This window comes from Caballeronia sp. ATUFL_M2_KS44 (genome assembly GCF_023630965.1).
Lineage (GTDB): Bacteria > Pseudomonadota > Gammaproteobacteria > Burkholderiales > Burkholderiaceae > Caballeronia > Caballeronia concitans.
In genome coordinates, this window is the sequence record NZ_JALQEA010000057.1 from 68,485 (window position 1) to 87,229 (window position 18,745).

An 18,745-nucleotide genomic window follows, 5' to 3' on the forward strand; every position below is an offset into this window, starting at 1 on the left:
AGGATTGATTCGGGCTCGCGCGAGCCGACTTGTTAAACCATCGAAGGCGCACAGCAATGAGCAATCTGGAAGGAAAGGTGGCCGTCGTCACCGGCGGCACCGGCGGCATCGGAAAGGGCGTCGCGTTGCAGCTCGCGGCGGCTGGAGCCACCGTGGTAATCAGCGGGCGCAGCGTCGCAAAAGCAGACGCCGTGCTCGCTGTATTGCGACAAAGCGGCGCCACCGCCGATTTCATCGCCGGCGACGTGCGATCCAAAGACGACATGACAGCACTCGCCGAAGAGACCGCGCGCAGATACGGCGGCATCGACATCGTCGTCGCGAATGCGGGCGGCAACGACGACGAAGCCCGCTCGCCGCAAGTGCGCGGCCCGTTCGCCGAAATCGATCTGGCGCGCGTGGCAGCCCTCATCGCCGAGAATACGAGCGCGAAGCTGCTACCGGTTCAGGCGGCACTGCCCTTCATGCGCCCTCGCGGGGGCGGCAGCGTCATCTTCCTGACCTCCGAAGGCGGCCGCGTGCCGACATCGGGGCAAACCGCCGTGTCGACGTTCGCGGGCGGATTGATCCGCGCAAGCAAGGTGATTGCCAGAGAGCTCGCTCGCGACCGGATACGCGTCAACTGCGTTTGCGTCACCGTCGTGCGCGACAGTCCGTCCTGGGAGGCCGTGTTCGGCGAGGCGAGCAAGGTATCGGACCATCACCGCAAACAATACGAAAAGATCGTCGCCGGTTGTCCGCTCGGCGTCGCGGCGCCGACGGATATCGGCCGCGTGGTCACGTTCCTCGCTTCCGACGAATCGGCTTATCTCACGGGCGCAACGCTTAGTCCGACCGGCGGGCTCACGATCCATTGATCCGCTCGCAAGAGCTTGAAACCATCCGCGAAGACGGATGTGACGAACTGGAGACTTCAGTGCGCGGCATGATTTTTCAAGGCGATTGCAGGGTTGAGGTCGGTGACTTCGACGATCCCGTTCCCGGCACGGGAGAGGCCATCATCGAAATGAAGGCTTCGGGAATGTGCGGCACAGACCTGCATTACTACCGCGATGGGATGAAGCATTCGCTCGCCATGCTCGGACTTGCGGATCGCGCCGAGTCCGACAGGATCATCGGCGGACACGAGCCCTGCGGGGTCATAGCGGCCGTCGGACCGGACGTCGACCGGCGGTCATTCAAGGTCGGCGATCGTGTGATGGTTTTCCACTATGCAGGCTGTAACTGCTGCGATCACTGCAGAACCGGCTGGACTCAGCTCTGCGAGCAAGGTGCACGAATTTATGGCGTGTCGAGCCACGGCGGGCACGCGGATTTCATGAAGGTGCCCGTCTCGTCTCTGGTTCACCTGACTGCGGACGTCTCGTTCAAAGGCGGCGCCGCCGTGGCCTGCGGCACCGGCACGGCGTATGGCGCCCTTTTGCGCCTGAATATCAGCGCACGCGATTCGCTCGCAGTCTACGGCCTGGGGCCTGTCGGGCTCTCGACGGCGCAGCTCGCGGCCGCAATGGGCGTCGAGGTATTCGGTGCCGACATCAACCCGCAACGCGTCGAACGCTCGAAGGGGTTCGGCGTCGCGCACGCGATCGATGCAAGCAGGCTGGACCCGGTCGATGAAATTCTCAAGCTCACCGGCGGTAAGGGTGTCTCATGCGCCGTGGAGTGCGCGGGCGTCGAATCAGCGAGGAGTCAGGCGGTGCGCAGCACGCAGGTTTGGGGGCGTATCGCTCTCGTCGCTGTGGGGGGAAATGTCACCCTCGACGTCATGAAAGACCTCATCGGTAAGCAAAGGATGCTGTTGGGATCCTTCACCTTTTCCGAAACTGCCATGCGGGACTGTCTCGCTTTATCGCGCATCACGGCGTGGAAGTGGATCGGCTTTTCACCCACGAGTGGAAGCTCGAACAAGCGCGGGAAGCCTATGCAAACTTCAACAATCAGACCGGTGGCAAAGGCGTCTTCCTATTCTGACGAAAGAGGCATCAATGTCAGCAAGAACAATTCAACTGAAGCATCCGCTGCGCCTCTTCATCGGCGGTGAGTGGATTGCACCGTCGACCGAAGAAACGTTCGACGTGCTCGATTGCTCGACGGAGGAAGTGGTGGCTACGGTGGCCAAGGCATCGTCGGCGGATATGCAGCGCGCCGTGGCCGCGGCTCGTGAGGCCTTCGACACGGGACCATGGCCGCGTCTGAATCCGCAGGAACGCGCGGCGTATCTCGAACGGTTCGCGCAGCGTCTTGAAGAGCGTAACGATGATTTCGCGCGCGTATGGTCGACCGAAACAGGCATCGTGTATAAGGTCGCTCAGCCGCGTATCGGCTTGTTCATCAGCGGCGCGTTCCGTCAGTATGCGGCAATGGCATCGACGTTCGCGTTCGAAGAGGAACATCGCGCGGTCACAGGAAACCAGGCATACCGCTTGTACGAACCGGTCGGCGTCGTCGCTGAAATCATTCCCTGGAACGGTCCTGCCGGACTGATGGCCTACAAGACAGCACCTGCCTTGCTCGCGGGTTGCACGGTCGTCATCAAGTCGCCTCCCGAAGCACCATGCTCTGCCTATATGTTCGCCGAGATATGCGAGGAAATCGGCCTTCCTCCCGGCGTGATTAACGTCGTGACGGCGGATCGCGACGTTTCCGAAGAACTCGTTCGTCATCCCGGCGTCGACAAGATCACTTTTACCGGCTCGACTGCCGCCGGGCGGAGGATCGCGTCCATTGCCGGCAATCGCGTGGCGCGTGTCACGCTCGAGCTTGGCGGCAAATCGCCCGCAATCGTCCTCGACGATTACGATATCGAGACCGCCGCCCGGACGCTGGGACAGTCTTATTTCGGCTATAACACCGGGCAGATCTGTCACAGCCTTACTCGTGTGATCGTGCCGCGCGACAAACACGACTTGATGGTCCAGGCGCTGTCCGACGTCGCGGGAAAAATCGTGCTGGGCGACCCGTTCGAGGTAGAAACGACGTCGGGCCCGCTCGCAAGCGCTCGCCAGCGCGATACGGTCGAGCGATTTGTCGCCAAGGGCGTAGCGGAAGGCGCACTGCTTGCGACGGGAGGCAGAAGACCCCCGCATATCAAACGCGGATTCTTCTTCGAACCGACCGTGTTCGGCAACGTCGATAATCGGTCGGCAATCGCTCAGGAAGAAATCTTCGGCCCGGTGCTCAGCGTTATTCCGGTCAACGACGAAGCAGACGCAATCCGTGTCGCCAATGACACGCCATTTGGTCTTAACGCAGCCGTCTTCACCAACGATCGAGAGCGAGCGATGCGAGTGGCCAGGCAACTCCGATCCGGCACGGTCGGATATAACGGTCCTCGCACCGATTTTTCGATCGGCTTCGGGGGCTTTAAACAGTCTGGAATCGGGCGAGAAGGCGGCATCGAGGGCTTGATGGCTTTCATGGAATCCAAGACGATCGTGATGGCCTGACGCCTGCAAGGTGAAACGTAGCTATGTCTATCGAGGTAAGTCATATGAAGACCGTTAGCATCAAAACACCGTACTGGGATATTGCGGCCGACGTTCATTTTCCTCCCGGCTTCAACGAAGCCGGGAAGTATCCTGCAATCATCAGTGCTCACCCGATCGGTAGTTGCAAGGAGCAGACGTCCGGCAACGTCTACGGTGAGGCGTTGGCCAAGGAAGGTTTCGTCGTCGTCGCCTTCGACGCCAGCTTCCAGGGTGCAAGTGGAGGCGTGCCCCGCTTCATTGAAGATCCGACGCTGCGCGTGGAGGATTTCCGCCATGTCGCGGACTATCTGGTGACGCTACCCTATGTCGACGAAGATCGCATCGGTGTGCTCGGCATCTGCGGCGGTGGCGGCTACGCGATCAACGCGGCAATGACCGAGCGCCGCATCAAGGCAGTGGGAACCGTCACGGGCGCCAACTTTGGAAGGCTCATGCGTGAGGGATTCAGCGGCTACGATCCCATCGGCGCGCTCGAAGCGATGGCGAAGCAGCGCACGGCCGAAGCACGCGGCACTTCATTGCGCGTCGATGATCTTCTCCCGCCGTCCCCCGAGGAGGCGAAGAAACGCGGAATCACGGAGACCGACATAACCGGCGCGACCGAGTACTATCGCACGCCTCGCGGACAGAAACCGAACGGTCTCAATCGTTCGTTGTTCTCGCACCAGGCCGCAGCGGTCGGCTGGGACGCGTTCCACCTGGCGGAAGTACTGCTTACACAGCCGCTGATGGTCGTGGTCGGGGACAAGGTGGGTGCCTTTGGGGCGTATCGAGACGGCTGCGAAATTATCGGTCGTGCAGCGTCGAAGAAAAAGGAGCTTGTCGTCGTCGAAGGTTGGTCGCACTACGATCTGTACGATAAGCCGGAGCCCGTGGCCCAAGCTCTTGCGAAACTGACTCCATTTTTCAAAAAGTACCTGTGAGGGTTCCGGCTTTCCGGTTACGAGTCTGCGACTCGTGCGCGACAACCTCGGAAACTTGTCGTTGAAGACTAGAAGCCTTTACCTCCACGTCGACGATGAGCGACGTCATCGAGAGACTGACGGCAAGCATCGCATCCACCGGTAGCTGGTCGTGGAAGCACAACGACGTATCAACCAATCCCACACGTTTCCCGAATCATGAGATGGCACGCGGAAATCGCTTGACTGCGCAACCCTATAAACTCCCCGTAGGAGCATTGCCCTTCAGGCACAGATTCCGGCTAACCGACGCAGCATGATTTTCGTCCAGTAGAAAGAACTGCACGGCCGAACACATGATCGCGCTCGGAGCTTAAGGGCCGTTTCTGGCTGCCAGTCGATGCAGAAGATGCCAGGACGTTGAAGACCGTTGACCAGATGCAAGACCCATTTCTTTGCTTTGATCGACGTGCCGTTCGCCGTCTTCCACCGATCAACCTTGAGCTCGATGGTATCGTCGAGCCTAATGGGGCATCGCACAACGAACTCGGCCTCCGACGCTCACTTCAATTACGAGCTGTGAGTCTAACGACTCGCCTACGGACATTGGCAGGCCAACGTGTTCGCGACAAAACGTCAAATCCACTCGGTATTTGTTCGCCTCCTGCCGTCGTCTGTATCGGACGAAAGCATGCAAAGCGCGTTGTGCAGGGCTTCCTTAACCGTCTTAACCGCTGGATCGCATGCTTCCGACTCGTTTTGCCGAAATGGGTGCTGCAATCAACGTACTATCGACTGCCGATCCCGTCTTGAGCAGCAATCCCTTAATCGCTCAAGATTTCGCTGACGACCGCCAGAACCTGCGCGGCGATACCATGCGCTTGGAGTAGGTGTCTGGCCGCACAATGGATATCACGTTCGGGAGACGGATCTTTGCGTCGTCGCAGTTTCAGAGTACGGAACTCAATGCTGATCGTGTTGCGTCTATATGCCAACAGTCGTATCGTGATCGATCCAAGTGCTTAGCAATGAAGATCAGGCAGCTAGCGTCAATAAGTGCAACGCCGCGTCTTCGGCCGTACGAACCGCCGTTACTCGTGGCAACAATATCGTTCTACCAACGACCAGCCACTCAAATGTTTCGCTATTACACTCAAAATTCACAGTTTCAGCCGTCGCCGGAACATAGAATTCCCGTGCTGTCTTGGTATCTCTCTGCGCTGTTAACCCTTGTTCACTCATTTACGCAACTTGATGCGGATTCACTGAATTGCATGAATAATCCATACGACCATCTACTGCGCGATTAGAGAACAGCAACCGGTCTTGACGGACGCCCACGGTTAAGCTTTCTTTACCGTCTTCGGTCTTTTCCGCACGCCGGATATGCAGACGTAGGCGACGCTGGCAGGCGATCGAAAATTGATGCAAACGATGGGTCCGACGACGCAGTGATGCACTTCTTGCTCTTACATTCGCACGTCGATTGAATGGGCTACGGATTAGGATGTACTGAACCACTGACGGCCACGCGTTGACACGCCGCCTCCACTCGGTAAAGTTTAAGGCGGTACGTCGCAGTCATCTGCGCGGCTATCATGTGCCGCATTTCACTCATGATCAAAAGGATGTCTGATGAACAGCGCAAGCTCCGCGTCCGGCAGGTGCCCTTTCACAACAATTCGACGCGCTGGTCAGGCGGACCGCAGGCATGGAGCGCGAACCCAAAGAGACCGGAGCGGTGCTTCGTGAATTGAGTGATGTCCTTGGATATATCCGGCGACGTATTGCCGGAGAAAGGCGGGAAGCATTTCTCACCAAGCGGCTCGCATACGAGCGCGGCGAGCAAAATTTAAGGAATACGTCGCGTCATGACCATCGAAATGCTACAGCGGCCACGCACACTCGCAACGCGCAACCGGGACGACTTTTTCCCTTGGGCCATCGCGCTCGCCACGGGGCTGGACTACTTCGATAACTCGATCTTTTCGTTCTTCACTAGCTATATCGCGGGCGGCATCAACGCGTCGCCCGATGAATTGGTCTGGTCGTCCAGTGCTTATGCAGTCGCCTCGGTGCTGGGCATCCTGCAGCAGCAATGGTGGGTCGAACGAGTCGGCTTTCGGCGATACGTCGGCGGGTGTCTTTTCGTTTTTGCCGCTGGCGCGATGGCTGCGGCGGTCTCCGAGTCATCAATCGAACTCGCATTCGCGCGCGGGTTCCAGGGTTATTTCATGGGTCCGATGATGAGCGCGTGCCGCATTCTCATTCAAACCAGATTCGCGCCGAAGAAGCGACCGGCGGCAACGCGCCTGTTCCTCCTCATGATTCTCCTGGGCAGCGCGCTTGCGCCACTCGCCGGCGGCTACCTACTTGCCTACTTCGACTGGCATGCGCTTTTTACATCTACGGCACTCGCCGGTGTTGTGCTCGGCGCCTTCGCGTTCCTCGCCGTGCCGCATGCCGGCCGCGTGCTTCCGGAACAGCGTGGCGAAGCGCACTTCTGGCCGTACATCGTTTTCGCATTCGCGCAAGGTGCGCTACAGATTGTCATGCAACAAGTGCGCTTTGAGCTCTTCAGCACTTCGCCGGAGCTCATCGTGCTGACGGCAGCAGGGCTGATGGCGCTCGCGTGGTTCGCATGGCAGCAGTGGCATCATCCACATCCACTTCTTCGCCTGCATGCGTTGCGTGAGAAGACCTTCCGGGTAGGCATACTCCTCTACATTGCTTTCTATTACATCAGCAATGCAATGGGTTACCTCGTCTCTCGTTTCCTTGAGGGAGGCTTGCGCTATCCAGTAGAAAACGCCGGGCGGCTCGTCGGCTTTACATCTCTTGTGACCATCACGATGGCCTTCGTCTACTTTCGCTTCTCGGCGTCAGTCACACGCAAAAAATGGATGATCGTGCCGGGCTTTCTGATGGCCGCGTTCATTGGACTTTGGATGGTCAACATGCCGCCCGATGTCAGCATGCCCTGGCTCATTGTTCCGCTCCTGTTGCGCGGCTTGCTGCTGCTATTCATCGCGCTGCCCGTCGCCAACGTGACGTTTCGCGTATTCGCCGTCGAAGAGTTCAATCACGGATATCGCTTCAAGAACATTGTCAAACAGTTGACATACTCGTTTGCGACAGCAACGATGATCATTCTCAATCAGCACCGGCTCGCGCTGCATCAGTCGCGCCTGGGTGAGCACGTGAATCCGTTTGACCCACTGTTCCAGGTCACGTACGGACGGCTGATCGGTGGCTTCGAAGGACAGGGTTATGACGCAGGCCAAGCGAAGAGCCTCGCGCTGAACGAGATCAGTCGAATGGTCACACAGCAGGCGAGCTTTCTCAGTTCGCTCGATGGCTTCTACTTCGTGATCGGCGTCGCCCTATGCGCAAGTGTGATCGCCATATGGCAAAAGCAGATCGATTGACCGGGACGGGGAGTGGTCGTCGGAAGCAGCCGCGGTCCCACCTGCGGCATGCCGATCTCTGCTACATCTACGGAGACAGCTTCGCCGCGGTGGTTCGCCGCGAAACTATGAACGCCGTCGTCTCCTCGGTCGGGACGACTCCTCCATATGCAAATCGCCGGTGAGATCGGGGTCTTCGCCCACTGAAAATAGATCTGCCATCGAATGCGATATCGAGACTCCCCTATTAAGATAACTTCCACTTTCCTAATAGCCCCATTTTAGGACTAAACTCGCGCTCGAGAAAACGCGCCCTGCCCTTTATCGCGCTGGACACCGCCCCCCATCTGCCCGCTTTGTCCGCGTTTCCGACCGCTGACGAACTGGCGGCACTCCGCGCGTGGTACGCCGGCCTTGAGAAGATTAGTGCGCGCGCCCGGTCAGCGAGACGCCGGTTTAGCTGGTGCCCCTACCCTGCCAAAGCGTCGAAATAGGTCAGCGACACGGATTTCCGTCCTTGGGTCCGTTGCGCCTGAGGCTAAAGTCATCGCGGGAACGGGCCGTAAACAAGTCACCTGCCCCTCCGCACGCTCCCGTGTTACCCAAGTTCACGACGATGATTTATGCTTGTCCACGCCTTTACAGTTGCATTTGCCTTTGATCCAACCGACGGCGCTAACCTCGCGCTAAGCGATCCCGCGCCTGGACGCAAGGACGTTATAAGGTGAAGGCACAATCGGCGGCTTCGCTGCACTGGGAGCGACATGACGAAGCAGTTCCGCGCGGCACCGGCTTCGTGCGGCGCGCCTACGGGCTCCGCTGTGTCGGTCTCGCGATGGGATGTTTCCTGGTGCAGACCGTGCTCTGGTCACAGCACGCAACGGCCGTCACTCGGCTGTTTGTTCTCGCATATTGCTTCGCCTGGCCCCACGTCGGGTTTCTTCTCGCACGACACCGGGCGCTCCCCGGAAAGGCCGAGCGACGTAATATTTACGTCGATAACTTTATCGGTGGGATGATCGTCGTCGCCATGAAGTATTCGTGGCTACCATCGACCCTCATTCTGCTTATGTTCATGATGAACAACGTCGCGGCAGGCGGCGGACGCTTGCTAGCACGAGGCGCGCTGGTGTGCATGATGGGATGCACAGCGGGTATAGTGTGCTTCGGGGTCGCATTTGACTGGGGCGGTCTGTCTGCGAGCACCATCGCAAGCGCACCGATGCTCATTGTTTATCCGCTGTCGCTTGGCCTTGTTACGCATCGCACATCGCTCAAACTTGCAGCAAGATCTCGAGAGTTGAAGCGTCTGAACGAACGCGACACTTTAACGGGACTGCTGAATCGCGCAACGCTTATCGCACGACTAAACGCGAGGCTGCAGACACGCGTCGACGAATCGCGCGTAAGCGTGCTATTTATTGACATGGACGGCTTCAAGGCAATCAACGACTCGCTCGGCCATCAATGCGGCGACGCGCTCCTTGCAGAGGTGGCCGCGCGACTAGCCGCGACGATCGATGATACCGAAGATATTGGGCGATACGGTGGCGACGAGTTCGTCATCGTATCGGTACGCGCCGCATTGAGCGATGTAACTGCGCTCGCAGACGCCCTGATCGAAGCAGTCAGTCACCCCGTTAGTCTCAATGGCACAAACGTCCAACCGCGGATGAGCGTGGGCATAAGCACGAGCCCCGATCACGGAAAAGACGCCCAGACACTGCTTACTCGGGCCGACTCGGCCATGTATGTGGCCAAGCGCGATGGCTGCAACCAGCCCGTCATGTTCGGTTGCGCAATTACAAGCGCACAGGCGCACATCGCCGTCGGGTAACGCGCCCATCGCACGCTAGTGCAGCTTCGGTGTTCTACCGTCGCGATGGCGGGCCGGAGGCCGGTATCTCGAACGTTTGCCGCGAGCATTCACCGAATTTCAGTTGATCGAGAGTCAGCTTCGGCTTCTCCGCACCTCTTCCAAAACGTCCACAATTGCCTGTGCGCGGCCGCTTCTGCGAATGACTTATCGTTACCCGTAGTTAGCAACCACTCCGCAACCACGCTATCGAATTTTGCGCCAGCGTTCTTGACTTTTCGGGCAGGCACGGATGTAAGCGCAGTTCGCGTATTCGGCCTTCGCTGACATTGACGACGGTTTCGTTTAACGTCAGCAACCTGGCAGATTGAGGCCTTGGCTGCGTATCGCTCCAGAGGTGCAACTGCTCCTATCACGGAACTCGCACCCAAGCCTGAGTTGCCTTCAGAGAACGGCCGCTTCCGAGGAGATAAGCATCGAGCAGGCCTTCGATGTTGCCCTTGCCGACGGGATTCGCGCTATGAACTGAGTAGACGAAATCGGCAGGGATGAATCCGCCGCCAGCATCGAGGTCCATCGATACCAACTTCTTGGCCACAACCATTGCAGTGTCCTCTCCACCCAGGTCGTGGTCAAAGGAGATTTCGAACGGACAGCCGCGAGTTTCGAGAAACTTGATGGCCTCAAAAGACGTACGTGCAATTACCCAATCGGCTGCGACCGGGTCACGGATGTCATCGATAAACAAGCGGTATCCGGTTTCCATCTTTGTCGATCCTCGAAGCTTCATAGCGGCGACATCTGCGGTCTAAACGCGCCAGATACGCTGCGAGTTGTTGGTGCTGAGGATCTCCCTTGATACCGCCAACAACGTAAGACAGTTCCTCATTCGACGTAAGCGCAGCCTCCGTGATGTTAGCTGACCCCAAAACGGCCGAATACCGATCCCCCGCCTAGAAGTAATATAGTTTGGTGTGGAGGTACGATCGCGTGTGATCTACAACGATGTGCTCGACGCCCAGCTCGGCCAGCCGATCGGCGGCATCCTGTTCTGTGTGCTTGTCATTGGAGTAGAAGATGACGCGAGCTCCGCGATCGACGGCTTTCTTCAGGTCACCCGCAAGTGCCTTTATGCCACCGAACTTCAGATGACCAGAGCACATAGAGATAACCTGTGCGCCGACCAACTCCTTCTTAATAGCCGCAAGATGACCGTCCTTGCCCGCCTTCGATGGATTCCAAATGAATGACGACATGAGTTGATTATAGTTTGTTAGGAAGTATTCGCCCTGAAGCGATGCGTCGGAAGCAAACCGTGCATGTCGCTGGCATTTGCGCTGCACGTAGCAAACGCGTATCGACTTGAGTGATTGTAGACGGCGCGATAACGTCGTGTGGATCTTTCGCATCTAGACAGTCATCCGCTCCAAAAAAAAAGCGGACGCAAAGTTTGTTGGCATGGACGCGTTCACAAGACCGGAACGAAACCCCGGCCACTCTCGCAGAGTTCACCCTCTTCCCGATTCAGGCGCAGCATCAGTGCACGGACGCCATGCATCTTTGCGCAAAAGCGTGCCCCACACGGACTGTCGATGCGGCGCCGGTAAGCAACACTCAGCGTTTGTCGGACCTCAACGACCTTTACAAGCGTGGCCTGATTTCGAAAAATGAGTACGATACGAAGCGGGCGGTGATCATTCAGGGGCTCTGAAGGCGTTGTCGCGTGCACGGTTCGGCCATTGCCGACGTTCATCGATCCGCCCTCGGACGGCTTTTGAACGAAGGACACCGGTCATTCATATCGCCGCCGCGTTGAACGCCAGCCACCCTCAATGTGAATCAACGCCGTGCCGCGGCGGCTGAACGAGCGCCCAAAAAAGACCTTGGGTTACGAAACCCCAGCCGAGCGATTTCAGCAATCTATTGCATCGACCGGTTGAATTCGCCCTTGCGCTCGAGGTATTGCTGGTCAGCTTTCTCACTGAGGTGTGACATGGCCTGCTTGATCTGGTGGCTTGCGGCCGGCATCTCTCCGGTCAGCGCTCTCGCAGCCAGCGGGTCGAGCCTGTGTCAGATTTCATCAGCACGGACGATTCACGTTTTCTCGCGCTTTATTTCGAGCCCGACGACTTGTTCGGCGTTTGACTGGTGGGTGGTGCTGGTTTGGTCTGTGGTACGACTCGCTGCAAAGGAAGTCCCGTCGCTCCACGCTCGACTAGCTGCGGCTTCGTAGTACCTGCTTTCTGCATCTTCATCCCGATCGCGCCGTCCTGCGCATATGCCCAGTTAGTCTTGCTCGTCATGGTTGCTCCAAAATGTTCAAACCAACGAAAATGGCCGACAGTGCTAACGCCCCACAGAAGGAAATACCTGAAAGGATTGTGATTACCTCGGACAACGTTTCCCATCGACTACTTTCGTCGAACGCGCCCTCCTCAGACTCCTTGAAGTAACGCTCACAACGATCCAGCTGAATCCTGATTACTTTTTGACTTACCGGATATGATGCGACAACCAGCGCGATCGCAAAAGTGAACAAGCCCCACGATGTGAGCAGCGACCACCGGAAGACAGCGTGACCGTGCGGAGCGAAGTCCTTGAGAAATCCCAGTGAGAAAGCCAGTCCGCCGCTCGAGTAGGTGAGAACAGACTTGTCTAGGTTCCCAGCGTTCGACACATGCCGCTTATCAAGCTCCGTGCGATAGGCGTCATACAGCCGCTGACGTTCCTTCGGTTCCTCCTCGTCACTCATGGCTTCCGCTTCGCTTCCTGTGCACGTGCGCTTTTCTCGACATGGGCCTTTTCGTCTTTCGACTTAGTTTTTCCACGGGATTCCTCCGTTTGGCTGGGACCCCGGTTTCTAAGGCTCGGCGGTACGAACTGCATACGCATTCCGTTGACGCCGCCGGTGACCGAAAGGGGAGTGCTTTCAAGTCCGCGTACACCCAGTCCGTGAATCGGAAGGAGCGTTGAGAATTTCAATCGCATGGCGTCTCCATCGACGTTGTGAGGCCGCCGTGAGCGGCCTCGATCCAGTGAAGTTACTTCGACCGTTTAGGGATTGATGGAGACGGATTGCGTACGTGCTCGCGCTCGGTTGTTCGCGGATCCGACTTGGCGTATTGCTCAGTGACGAAGCGACCCGTAACGGCGCTGCGATTCACCGGGTGAGTGTCCGGTCGTGGTTTGCTCATGATGATTGCCTGATAGGAAGTGCGGAGGCAAGGCGCCGGAATTGTAACTACGCTTCGGATCCTCATTCGTCGCGGTTAGAATCCAATGTCGTTTCAGGCCCTATGCCCCTGAAATTGCCCGTTGAGTGTGCAAGACTCAACGGGCACCCCGGCAAAAACACAAGATCTTGTGTTCAGTGCCGGCATAAACACTATATCGTGTGTTTATGCCGGAATATGCCTATTAGGATTTGAGTTGGCATAGGTATTTTCCCTTGGTCTCACGTCATCTAGCCGCTTTGTAGCTAACGGAGCTGGCTACCGCTCGCGACTCACCTGCTAAACTTCTCACGGCGCCGACCGGGAAGCGGCGCCATCAGTGGGCGATTTTTCGCCGGGGTGTTCTTTAATGCGCGGGCAGCTTATGAATGTGGACGTTCCTTCCGACATGGTCGAAATCGCGTCTCGGCCGCCCGTGTACCGTTTGCTAGGCGTTGCGGACAAGGTGTACGGCAAGCATTTGAACCACGTGTGGAAGGGGTTGGCCGGCATGCCGTGGCTGGATGAGCCTGGTCTTCCAGTGTTTGCCAAATATCTCCCACAGACGTCTCAGTTAGACATCGAGCTGGCATGTGGCCTGGCTTCTCAGGTCCTCCGACTTCCGGTTCCGAGGCCGGCGCTCGTTATCGCCGATCTGGAAGACCTTCCCTCACATCCCGCGAATTTGAAGCACGGTCCGGTCATGCTCTTCGGAAGCGTATTCCAGCCGCCTGATCCGTTCTTCGCGCAACGAATCGAGGACAATCCCCTAGCCGTCGACTACATTTGGCAGAAGGTTTGTGACGACGAAGTTGCACCGAAAGGGGCTGCTTGGGATGAACTTGTCGCGAACCCGGATCGGCATGCGCAAAACCTCCTCTTCGACGGAGGCAAGTGGTGGCTTTTCGACCATAATCTCGCGCTCCAACCACTCGCGAAGCTCTATACCAAAGTGGAGCAGCAAAGTGCGCAACGAGCGATTGTCGAGCATGTCGCGCGTGTGAACCAATTGCTCGCTGAGCTTTGCCGCCGGAATCGCAATAGCCGGGAGACACTCACAGAGGCGGAGCAGATGACACGTCACTCGAAGAGGCTGGCGCTGCTCGCACATGCGATGCGTCGATGGGAAGTAGATGTCATGCAGTGGACTACACTAAATCTGACAGTGGTTGGTTTCTCGTGCTGGCGCGCGTTGGCGCGGAGGGCGTAGCCTGTAGCGGCAATGCGCGCCGCGAACAGCAAGGAGTCCGCCATGACTCAGGAGCAGAAGGTAATTCGTGCCAAGGTCGGCATACTTGAACTGGCCCGGCAACTCGGCAACGTCAGCCAAGCCTGTCGCGTGATGGGTTACTCGCGCGATAGTTTCTACCGATTTAAGGAACTGTAGGATCGAGGCGGTGAGGCTGCGCTGCAGGAGATTTCCCACCGCGGCCGTTGCTCAAGAACCGTGTAGATCCGCACATCGAGGCCGCCGTTGTCGAGCTGGCCCTCGAATTGCCAGCCCACGGTCAGATCCGTATCGCCAACGAAGTCCTCAAACGACATGCGCTGTCCGTTTCGCCCCAGGGCGTCCGTAGCGTCTGGTTGCGCCACGATCTGGAGACCATGTCGAAGCGCCTGAAGGCCCTGGAAGCCAAATCCGCCCAAGAGGGGTTGGTGTTGACCGAGGCGCAACTCGTCGCGCTCGAACGCGCCAAGCACGAGAAGGAAGTGCACGGCGAATTCGAGTCCGAATGTCCAGGCTACAGCGGCGCGCAGGATACGTTCTACGTCGGCAATCTCAAGGGCGTAGGCCGTGTCTACCAGCAGACTTTCGTCGACACCTACTCGAAAGTTGGATTCGCCAAGCTCTACGATCGCAAGACGCCCTTGCCGGCAGCGGACCTGCTCAACGATCGCGTTGTCCCGTTCTTCGACGGCTTCGGCATCCCGCTGCTACGCGTGCTGACAGACCGCGGCACCGAATACTGCGGCAACCCCGAGCATCACGAATACGAGTTGTACCTGGCTGTGGAAGACATCGACCATACCCGAACAAAGGCCAAATCGCCGCAAACCAACGGGATCGTCGAGCGACTACACAAGACCATGCTCAATGAGTTCTACCGGATTGCCTTCCGCAAAAAGATCTGCGAATCGATTGCCACCTTGCAGACGGACCTTGATGCGTGGCTCGACCAGTACAACAATGAACGGGAGCATCAGGGACGGTGGTGTTACGGCAAGACGCCGATGCGCACTTTTCTCGATTCGCTGGAACTCGCCAAGGAGAAACTCATTCCCCATTGATCGCTTCCCCTCTATCGGCCCGACTACCTGTCAGATCGAGTCCCGGCTAATACAGCTCATCGGTCGGGCAAGGCACCCTGAATGCGCACCCGCGCCCTGCCCGTTCAACCCGCTTTCTTCAACACTGCGTGAGCGCAAAATCCCTGGATAGATACGACATCTGTATTTAGCCCGCACCCCGACATTTGTATTTGGCCGTGACATATTTTGTAGCGGCTATATCCGAATATCGCATTTTGCCTCCGCTCAACACCACTCGCGCGCGGTGCGCGCGCCGGACCTTCGCTGTGAAGCATGTCCACCTGCACGCGCGCCATCATCACGACGGCCATTCGGATCGCCGCAACTCCTCACCCCAAACGATAAACGCGTCGCGCCGTGTCCGAATACAGCGACGCTTTCTCACTGGCCGACGCAGCCGCCGTGATCCGCTTGAAACAGTTCCATAAGGTCACGTAACTGCTGCCCATTTTCTCCACCGGAAAATTGCTCTCGAACATGCATCGTTCGGCGCCGAACAACTCGATGCAGGTCTCGATATACGGCCTCCACATTTCCGCCAGTTCGACCGACGAAGGCGGCGCCGGCACGACGTTGTAGTCGAACGCGGCAAGCCGCATCATCATGCCGCCGAGCTTCACCGTGACATTGGGCAGCGCGGCCAGCTCGATCATCTTCGGCTTCCACTCCGCGAACACCGCCTCGCGCCGGTTCGCGTACGGCCCGTAGCCGAGCGGTCCGCCGCAATGCCCGAGCACGATGTTCAGATCGGGCATCGCGCGCGCGAGTTCGATCACATCGCCGAGCTGCGGATGAAACACCCAGGCATCGTAAGAAAGCCCGAGCGATGCCAGACACGCGATGCCCGCGCGCACCCGCGGCCGTGCGAGCATATGCGGACCGTCCGCCGTGTAGCTGTTGCCGATAACCTCGCTCGCGTCCCACGCGGTCGCGTAGCGCACGCCGCGAAAACGGCCATCGCCTGCGCGAATGTGCGCTTCCAGCACGGGTCGCACCGCGTCGCCGAGCGACAGATCCGCCATCCCGACGATACCCTGCGCCACGCGTGCCGGCCCGTAGTTGCCGCTCTCGCTCATCGCCGCGAGGCCCGCCGCAAACGTCGTCTCGCCGACCGGACGCATTTCCGGCGGCCCGTCCTCGCGATACATGGCGTGGCATTCCAGAAACACCGTTTGCACGATGTTGTGCCCCGTCCGCATATCGTCCGCTAACTCGCTGATCAGATAGCGGCTGCCCGGCAAGTCCCACAAATGATGATGCGTGTCGATGATCGGCAGCTCCGGTTCGAGCGCCTCCTCGTGCGGCTGCTTCGCGAGCCAGCCGGCGTCCGGCTCGAAGATGCGTCCGAACGTCCCGGGCGTCCTCTGCGCATCGGTCATGAACAAGGGCATGCGTGTCTCCTTTTCGAATGGGATGGCGGTCACGGCAAGGATTTCAATACGAGCGCGGCAAGCCCAGTACGTGCTCGGCAATGAACGCCAGAATCAGGTTCGTCGAAATCGGCGCGGTCTGGTACAGCCGCACTTCGCGCCACTTGCGCTCGATGTCGTACTCGCGCGCATAGCCGAAGCCGCCATGCGTCTGCAGCGTGGAATCGGCGGCGTGCCAGGTCGCCTCCGAGGCGAGCAGCTTCGCCATGTTGGCTTCCGCGCCGCACGGCAGACCGGCGGCGAACATCGCGGCGGCCTTGCGCGCCATGAGATCGGCCGCTTCGAGTTCCATGTAGGCGCGCGCAAGTGGAAACTGAATGCCCTGGTTCTGGCCGATCATCCTTCCGAACACCTTGCGCTCGTTCGCGTAATCCACGCCCTTCTTGAGCAGCCAGCGACCATCGCCGATGCATTCCTGCGCGACCAGAATGCGCTCCGCGTTCATGCCGTCCAGGATGTAGCGAAACCCCTTGCCCTCCTCTCCGATCAGGTTCTCCACCGGCACCTCCAGGTTGTCGATGAACACCTCCGTCGTGTTGTGATTGATGAGCGCATGCACCGGCCGGATCTCGATGCCATTGCCCTTCGCCTCGCGCAGATCGACGAGCAGCGTCGACAGTCCGTCGGTCTTCTTCTTGCATTGCTCGACGGGCGTCGTGCGCACGAGTAGCAGCATCAGGTCCGAATACAGCGCGCGCGATGTCCACAGCTTCTGGCCATTCACGATGTACTTGTCGCCACGGCGCTCGGCGCGCGTCTTCAGTTGCGTGGTGTCGGAGCCGGTGGTCGGCTCGGTCACGCCGAACGCCTGCAGGCGCAGTTCGCCCGACGCGATCTTCGGTAGATAGCGGCGCTTCTGCTCCTCGCTGCCGTGGCGCAAGAGCGTGCCCATGATGTACATCTGCGCGTGCGCGGGACTCGCGACGCAGCCGCTCGCGTTGATCTCCTCGAGAATTACCGCCGCCGCGCGCAACGGCAGGCCCGCGCCGCCAAACTCCTCGGGAATCAGCGCGCCGAGAAAACCGGCATCGGTGAGCGCCTTCACGAACTCGCTCGGATAGCCCGATTCTTCGTCAAGACGGCGCCAATATGCGCCGGGAAAATCGGCGCATATCCGGCGTACCGCGTCGCGCAGATCGGCATAGTCTTCGCGGTCGATCGAGATGGAAACGTCGTTCAGGTCTGCTGCTTCGGCAATCTGGTTCATGAATCGGGTTCCTTTTCCCGTTGAGCGCTCAGGCGAGGCCCGCGCGCGTGTCGTAGGTTTGGGGCAGGCCGGCGCGGCTGATCGCGCCGGCGAACGGTTCGCCCGGCAGCCATGTTTCGATTTCCCGGCGCAGTTCGATGAGCGCGCGCACGTCGATGCCGGTGTGAAAGCCCATCGATTCGAGCAGATACACGCAGTCTTCCGTGTCGATGTTGCCGGTCGCGTTGGGCGCGAACGGGCACCCGCCGAGGCCGCCCAGCGATGCATCGAAGGTGCGCACGCCCGCCTGCGTCGCGGCATCGACGTTGGCGAGACCGAGGCCGCGCGTATCGTGGAAATGACACGTCACCGGCCGCCCTTCCACGCGATCGATGACTTCGCGCATCAGCGCGCGCACCTGCGCCGGATTGGCGTAGCCGACGGTATCCGCGATGGTGATTTCGTCCGCGCCGAGCGTGAGCAACTGGTCGAGAACGCCGAGCACGCGCCCGGCGCGCACCTCGCCGCTGATCGCGCAGCCGAACGCCGTCGCGATGCCCGCGCCCACCGCGAGTTCCGGCGCCGCCTCCTTGCGCCATTCGACGATTCGGCCGAACTCCTCGATCGACTCCGTGGTCGCGCGCCGCACGTTCTTGCGGTTGTGCGCGTCGCTCGCGGAAAGCACGAAATCGATCTTGCGCAGGCCCGCCTCGGCTGCGCGCTGCGCGCCTTTCAGGTTGGGCACCAGCGCCGATGCATGCAATCCGTCGATACGAAGCGCGGCGCGCGCCACTTCGGCCGAATCGCCGAACTGCGGCACGATGCTCGGCGGCACGAACGACGTCACTTCGATCTCGCGCACGCCCGCCGCCGCTTCGCGCGCGCACCACTCGATTTTCCGCGCCGGCGTGAGGATCGTGCGGACCATTTGCAGGCCGTCGCGCAAGCCGACTTCCCGGACGGTGACCCGATCGCCTTCTTCTCTCGCGGTCAT

13 protein-coding genes and 1 pseudogene are annotated in these 18,745 nt (G+C 59.2%); 9 read left to right on the forward strand and 5 right to left on the reverse strand.

The window, feature by feature from the left end; translation table 11 throughout:
• Positions 1-56: 56 nt before the first annotated feature.
• From NCR39_RS24065 to NCR39_RS24095, 6 genes are all read left to right on the forward strand, one after another.
• Entirely contained in the window at positions 57-857 is an 801-nt protein-coding gene (locus tag NCR39_RS24065) for an SDR family NAD(P)-dependent oxidoreductase (protein ID WP_250454597.1), read from the forward strand.
• Positions 854-2,041, forward strand: a complete 1,188-nt coding sequence (locus NCR39_RS24070) for a zinc-dependent alcohol dehydrogenase family protein (protein ID WP_250454598.1) — start codon at positions 854-856, stop codon at positions 2,039-2,041. The genes NCR39_RS24065 and NCR39_RS24070 overlap by 4 nt, the downstream gene beginning before the upstream one ends.
• On the forward strand, positions 1,986-3,446 hold the full coding sequence (locus tag NCR39_RS24075; RefSeq protein ID WP_250454599.1) for an aldehyde dehydrogenase: 1,461 nt from the start codon (positions 1,986-1,988) through the stop codon (positions 3,444-3,446). Before NCR39_RS24070 ends, NCR39_RS24075 begins: the two co-directional genes overlap by 56 nt.
• A 44-nt stretch (positions 3,447-3,490) precedes the next feature.
• A complete protein-coding gene (locus NCR39_RS24080; protein ID WP_250454600.1) occupies positions 3,491-4,411 on the forward strand; it encodes an alpha/beta hydrolase in 921 nt (306 codons plus the stop codon).
• 1,850 nt (positions 4,412-6,261) lie between these two features.
• Positions 6,262-7,818 (forward strand): MFS transporter, encoded by a 1,557-nt coding sequence (locus NCR39_RS24090; RefSeq protein WP_250454601.1) that lies wholly within the window; start codon positions 6,262-6,264, stop codon positions 7,816-7,818.
• Positions 7,819-8,521: 703 nt separating this feature from the next.
• On the forward strand, positions 8,522-9,634 hold the full coding sequence (locus NCR39_RS24095; protein WP_250454602.1) for a sensor domain-containing diguanylate cyclase: 1,113 nt from the start codon (positions 8,522-8,524) through the stop codon (positions 9,632-9,634).
• A gap of 391 nt (positions 9,635-10,025) precedes the next feature.
• On the opposite strand, the gene NCR39_RS24100 is transcribed toward NCR39_RS24095, so the two are convergent.
• Positions 10,026-10,379 (reverse strand): cyclic-phosphate processing receiver domain-containing protein, encoded by a 354-nt coding sequence (locus NCR39_RS24100; RefSeq protein ID WP_250454603.1) that lies wholly within the window; start codon positions 10,377-10,379, stop codon positions 10,026-10,028.
• Between the two features lie 226 nt (positions 10,380-10,605).
• Between NCR39_RS24100 and NCR39_RS24105 the strand changes: the two genes are divergently transcribed.
• A complete protein-coding gene (locus NCR39_RS24105) occupies positions 10,606-10,863 on the forward strand; it encodes a hypothetical protein (RefSeq protein WP_250454604.1) in 258 nt (85 codons plus the stop codon).
• Positions 10,864-11,912: 1,049 nt separating this feature from the next.
• On the opposite strand, the gene NCR39_RS24110 is transcribed toward NCR39_RS24105, so the two are convergent.
• Positions 11,913-12,365, reverse strand: coding sequence for a hypothetical protein (locus NCR39_RS24110; RefSeq protein WP_250454605.1), 453 nt, complete (start codon positions 12,363-12,365; stop codon positions 11,913-11,915).
• A gap of 800 nt (positions 12,366-13,165) precedes the next feature.
• Here NCR39_RS24110 and NCR39_RS24115 point away from each other — a divergent pair.
• Positions 13,166-14,035, forward strand: a complete 870-nt coding sequence (locus NCR39_RS24115; RefSeq protein WP_250454606.1) for a hypothetical protein — start codon at positions 13,166-13,168, stop codon at positions 14,033-14,035.
• A gap of 42 nt (positions 14,036-14,077) precedes the next feature.
• Positions 14,078-15,114 (forward strand): annotated as a pseudogene (locus NCR39_RS24120) (IS481 family transposase).
• Positions 15,115-15,464: 350 nt separating this feature from the next.
• On the opposite strand, the gene NCR39_RS24125 reads toward NCR39_RS24120, so the two are convergent.
• The 3 genes from NCR39_RS24125 to NCR39_RS24135 are packed head-to-tail and all read right to left on the reverse strand — an operon-like array spanning position 15,465 to position 18,745.
• Positions 15,465-16,526, reverse strand: coding sequence for an amidohydrolase family protein (locus NCR39_RS24125; RefSeq protein WP_250454607.1), 1,062 nt, complete (start codon positions 16,524-16,526; stop codon positions 15,465-15,467).
• Between the two features lie 43 nt (positions 16,527-16,569).
• The gene (locus tag NCR39_RS24130; RefSeq protein WP_250454608.1) at positions 16,570-17,772 is read right to left on the reverse strand and encodes an acyl-CoA dehydrogenase family protein; all 1,203 of its coding nucleotides are present in this window, start codon (positions 17,770-17,772) and stop codon (positions 16,570-16,572) included.
• A 28-nt stretch (positions 17,773-17,800) separates the two neighbouring features.
• Positions 17,801-18,745 (reverse strand): hydroxymethylglutaryl-CoA lyase, encoded by a 945-nt coding sequence (locus NCR39_RS24135; protein WP_250454609.1) that lies wholly within the window; start codon positions 18,743-18,745, stop codon positions 17,801-17,803.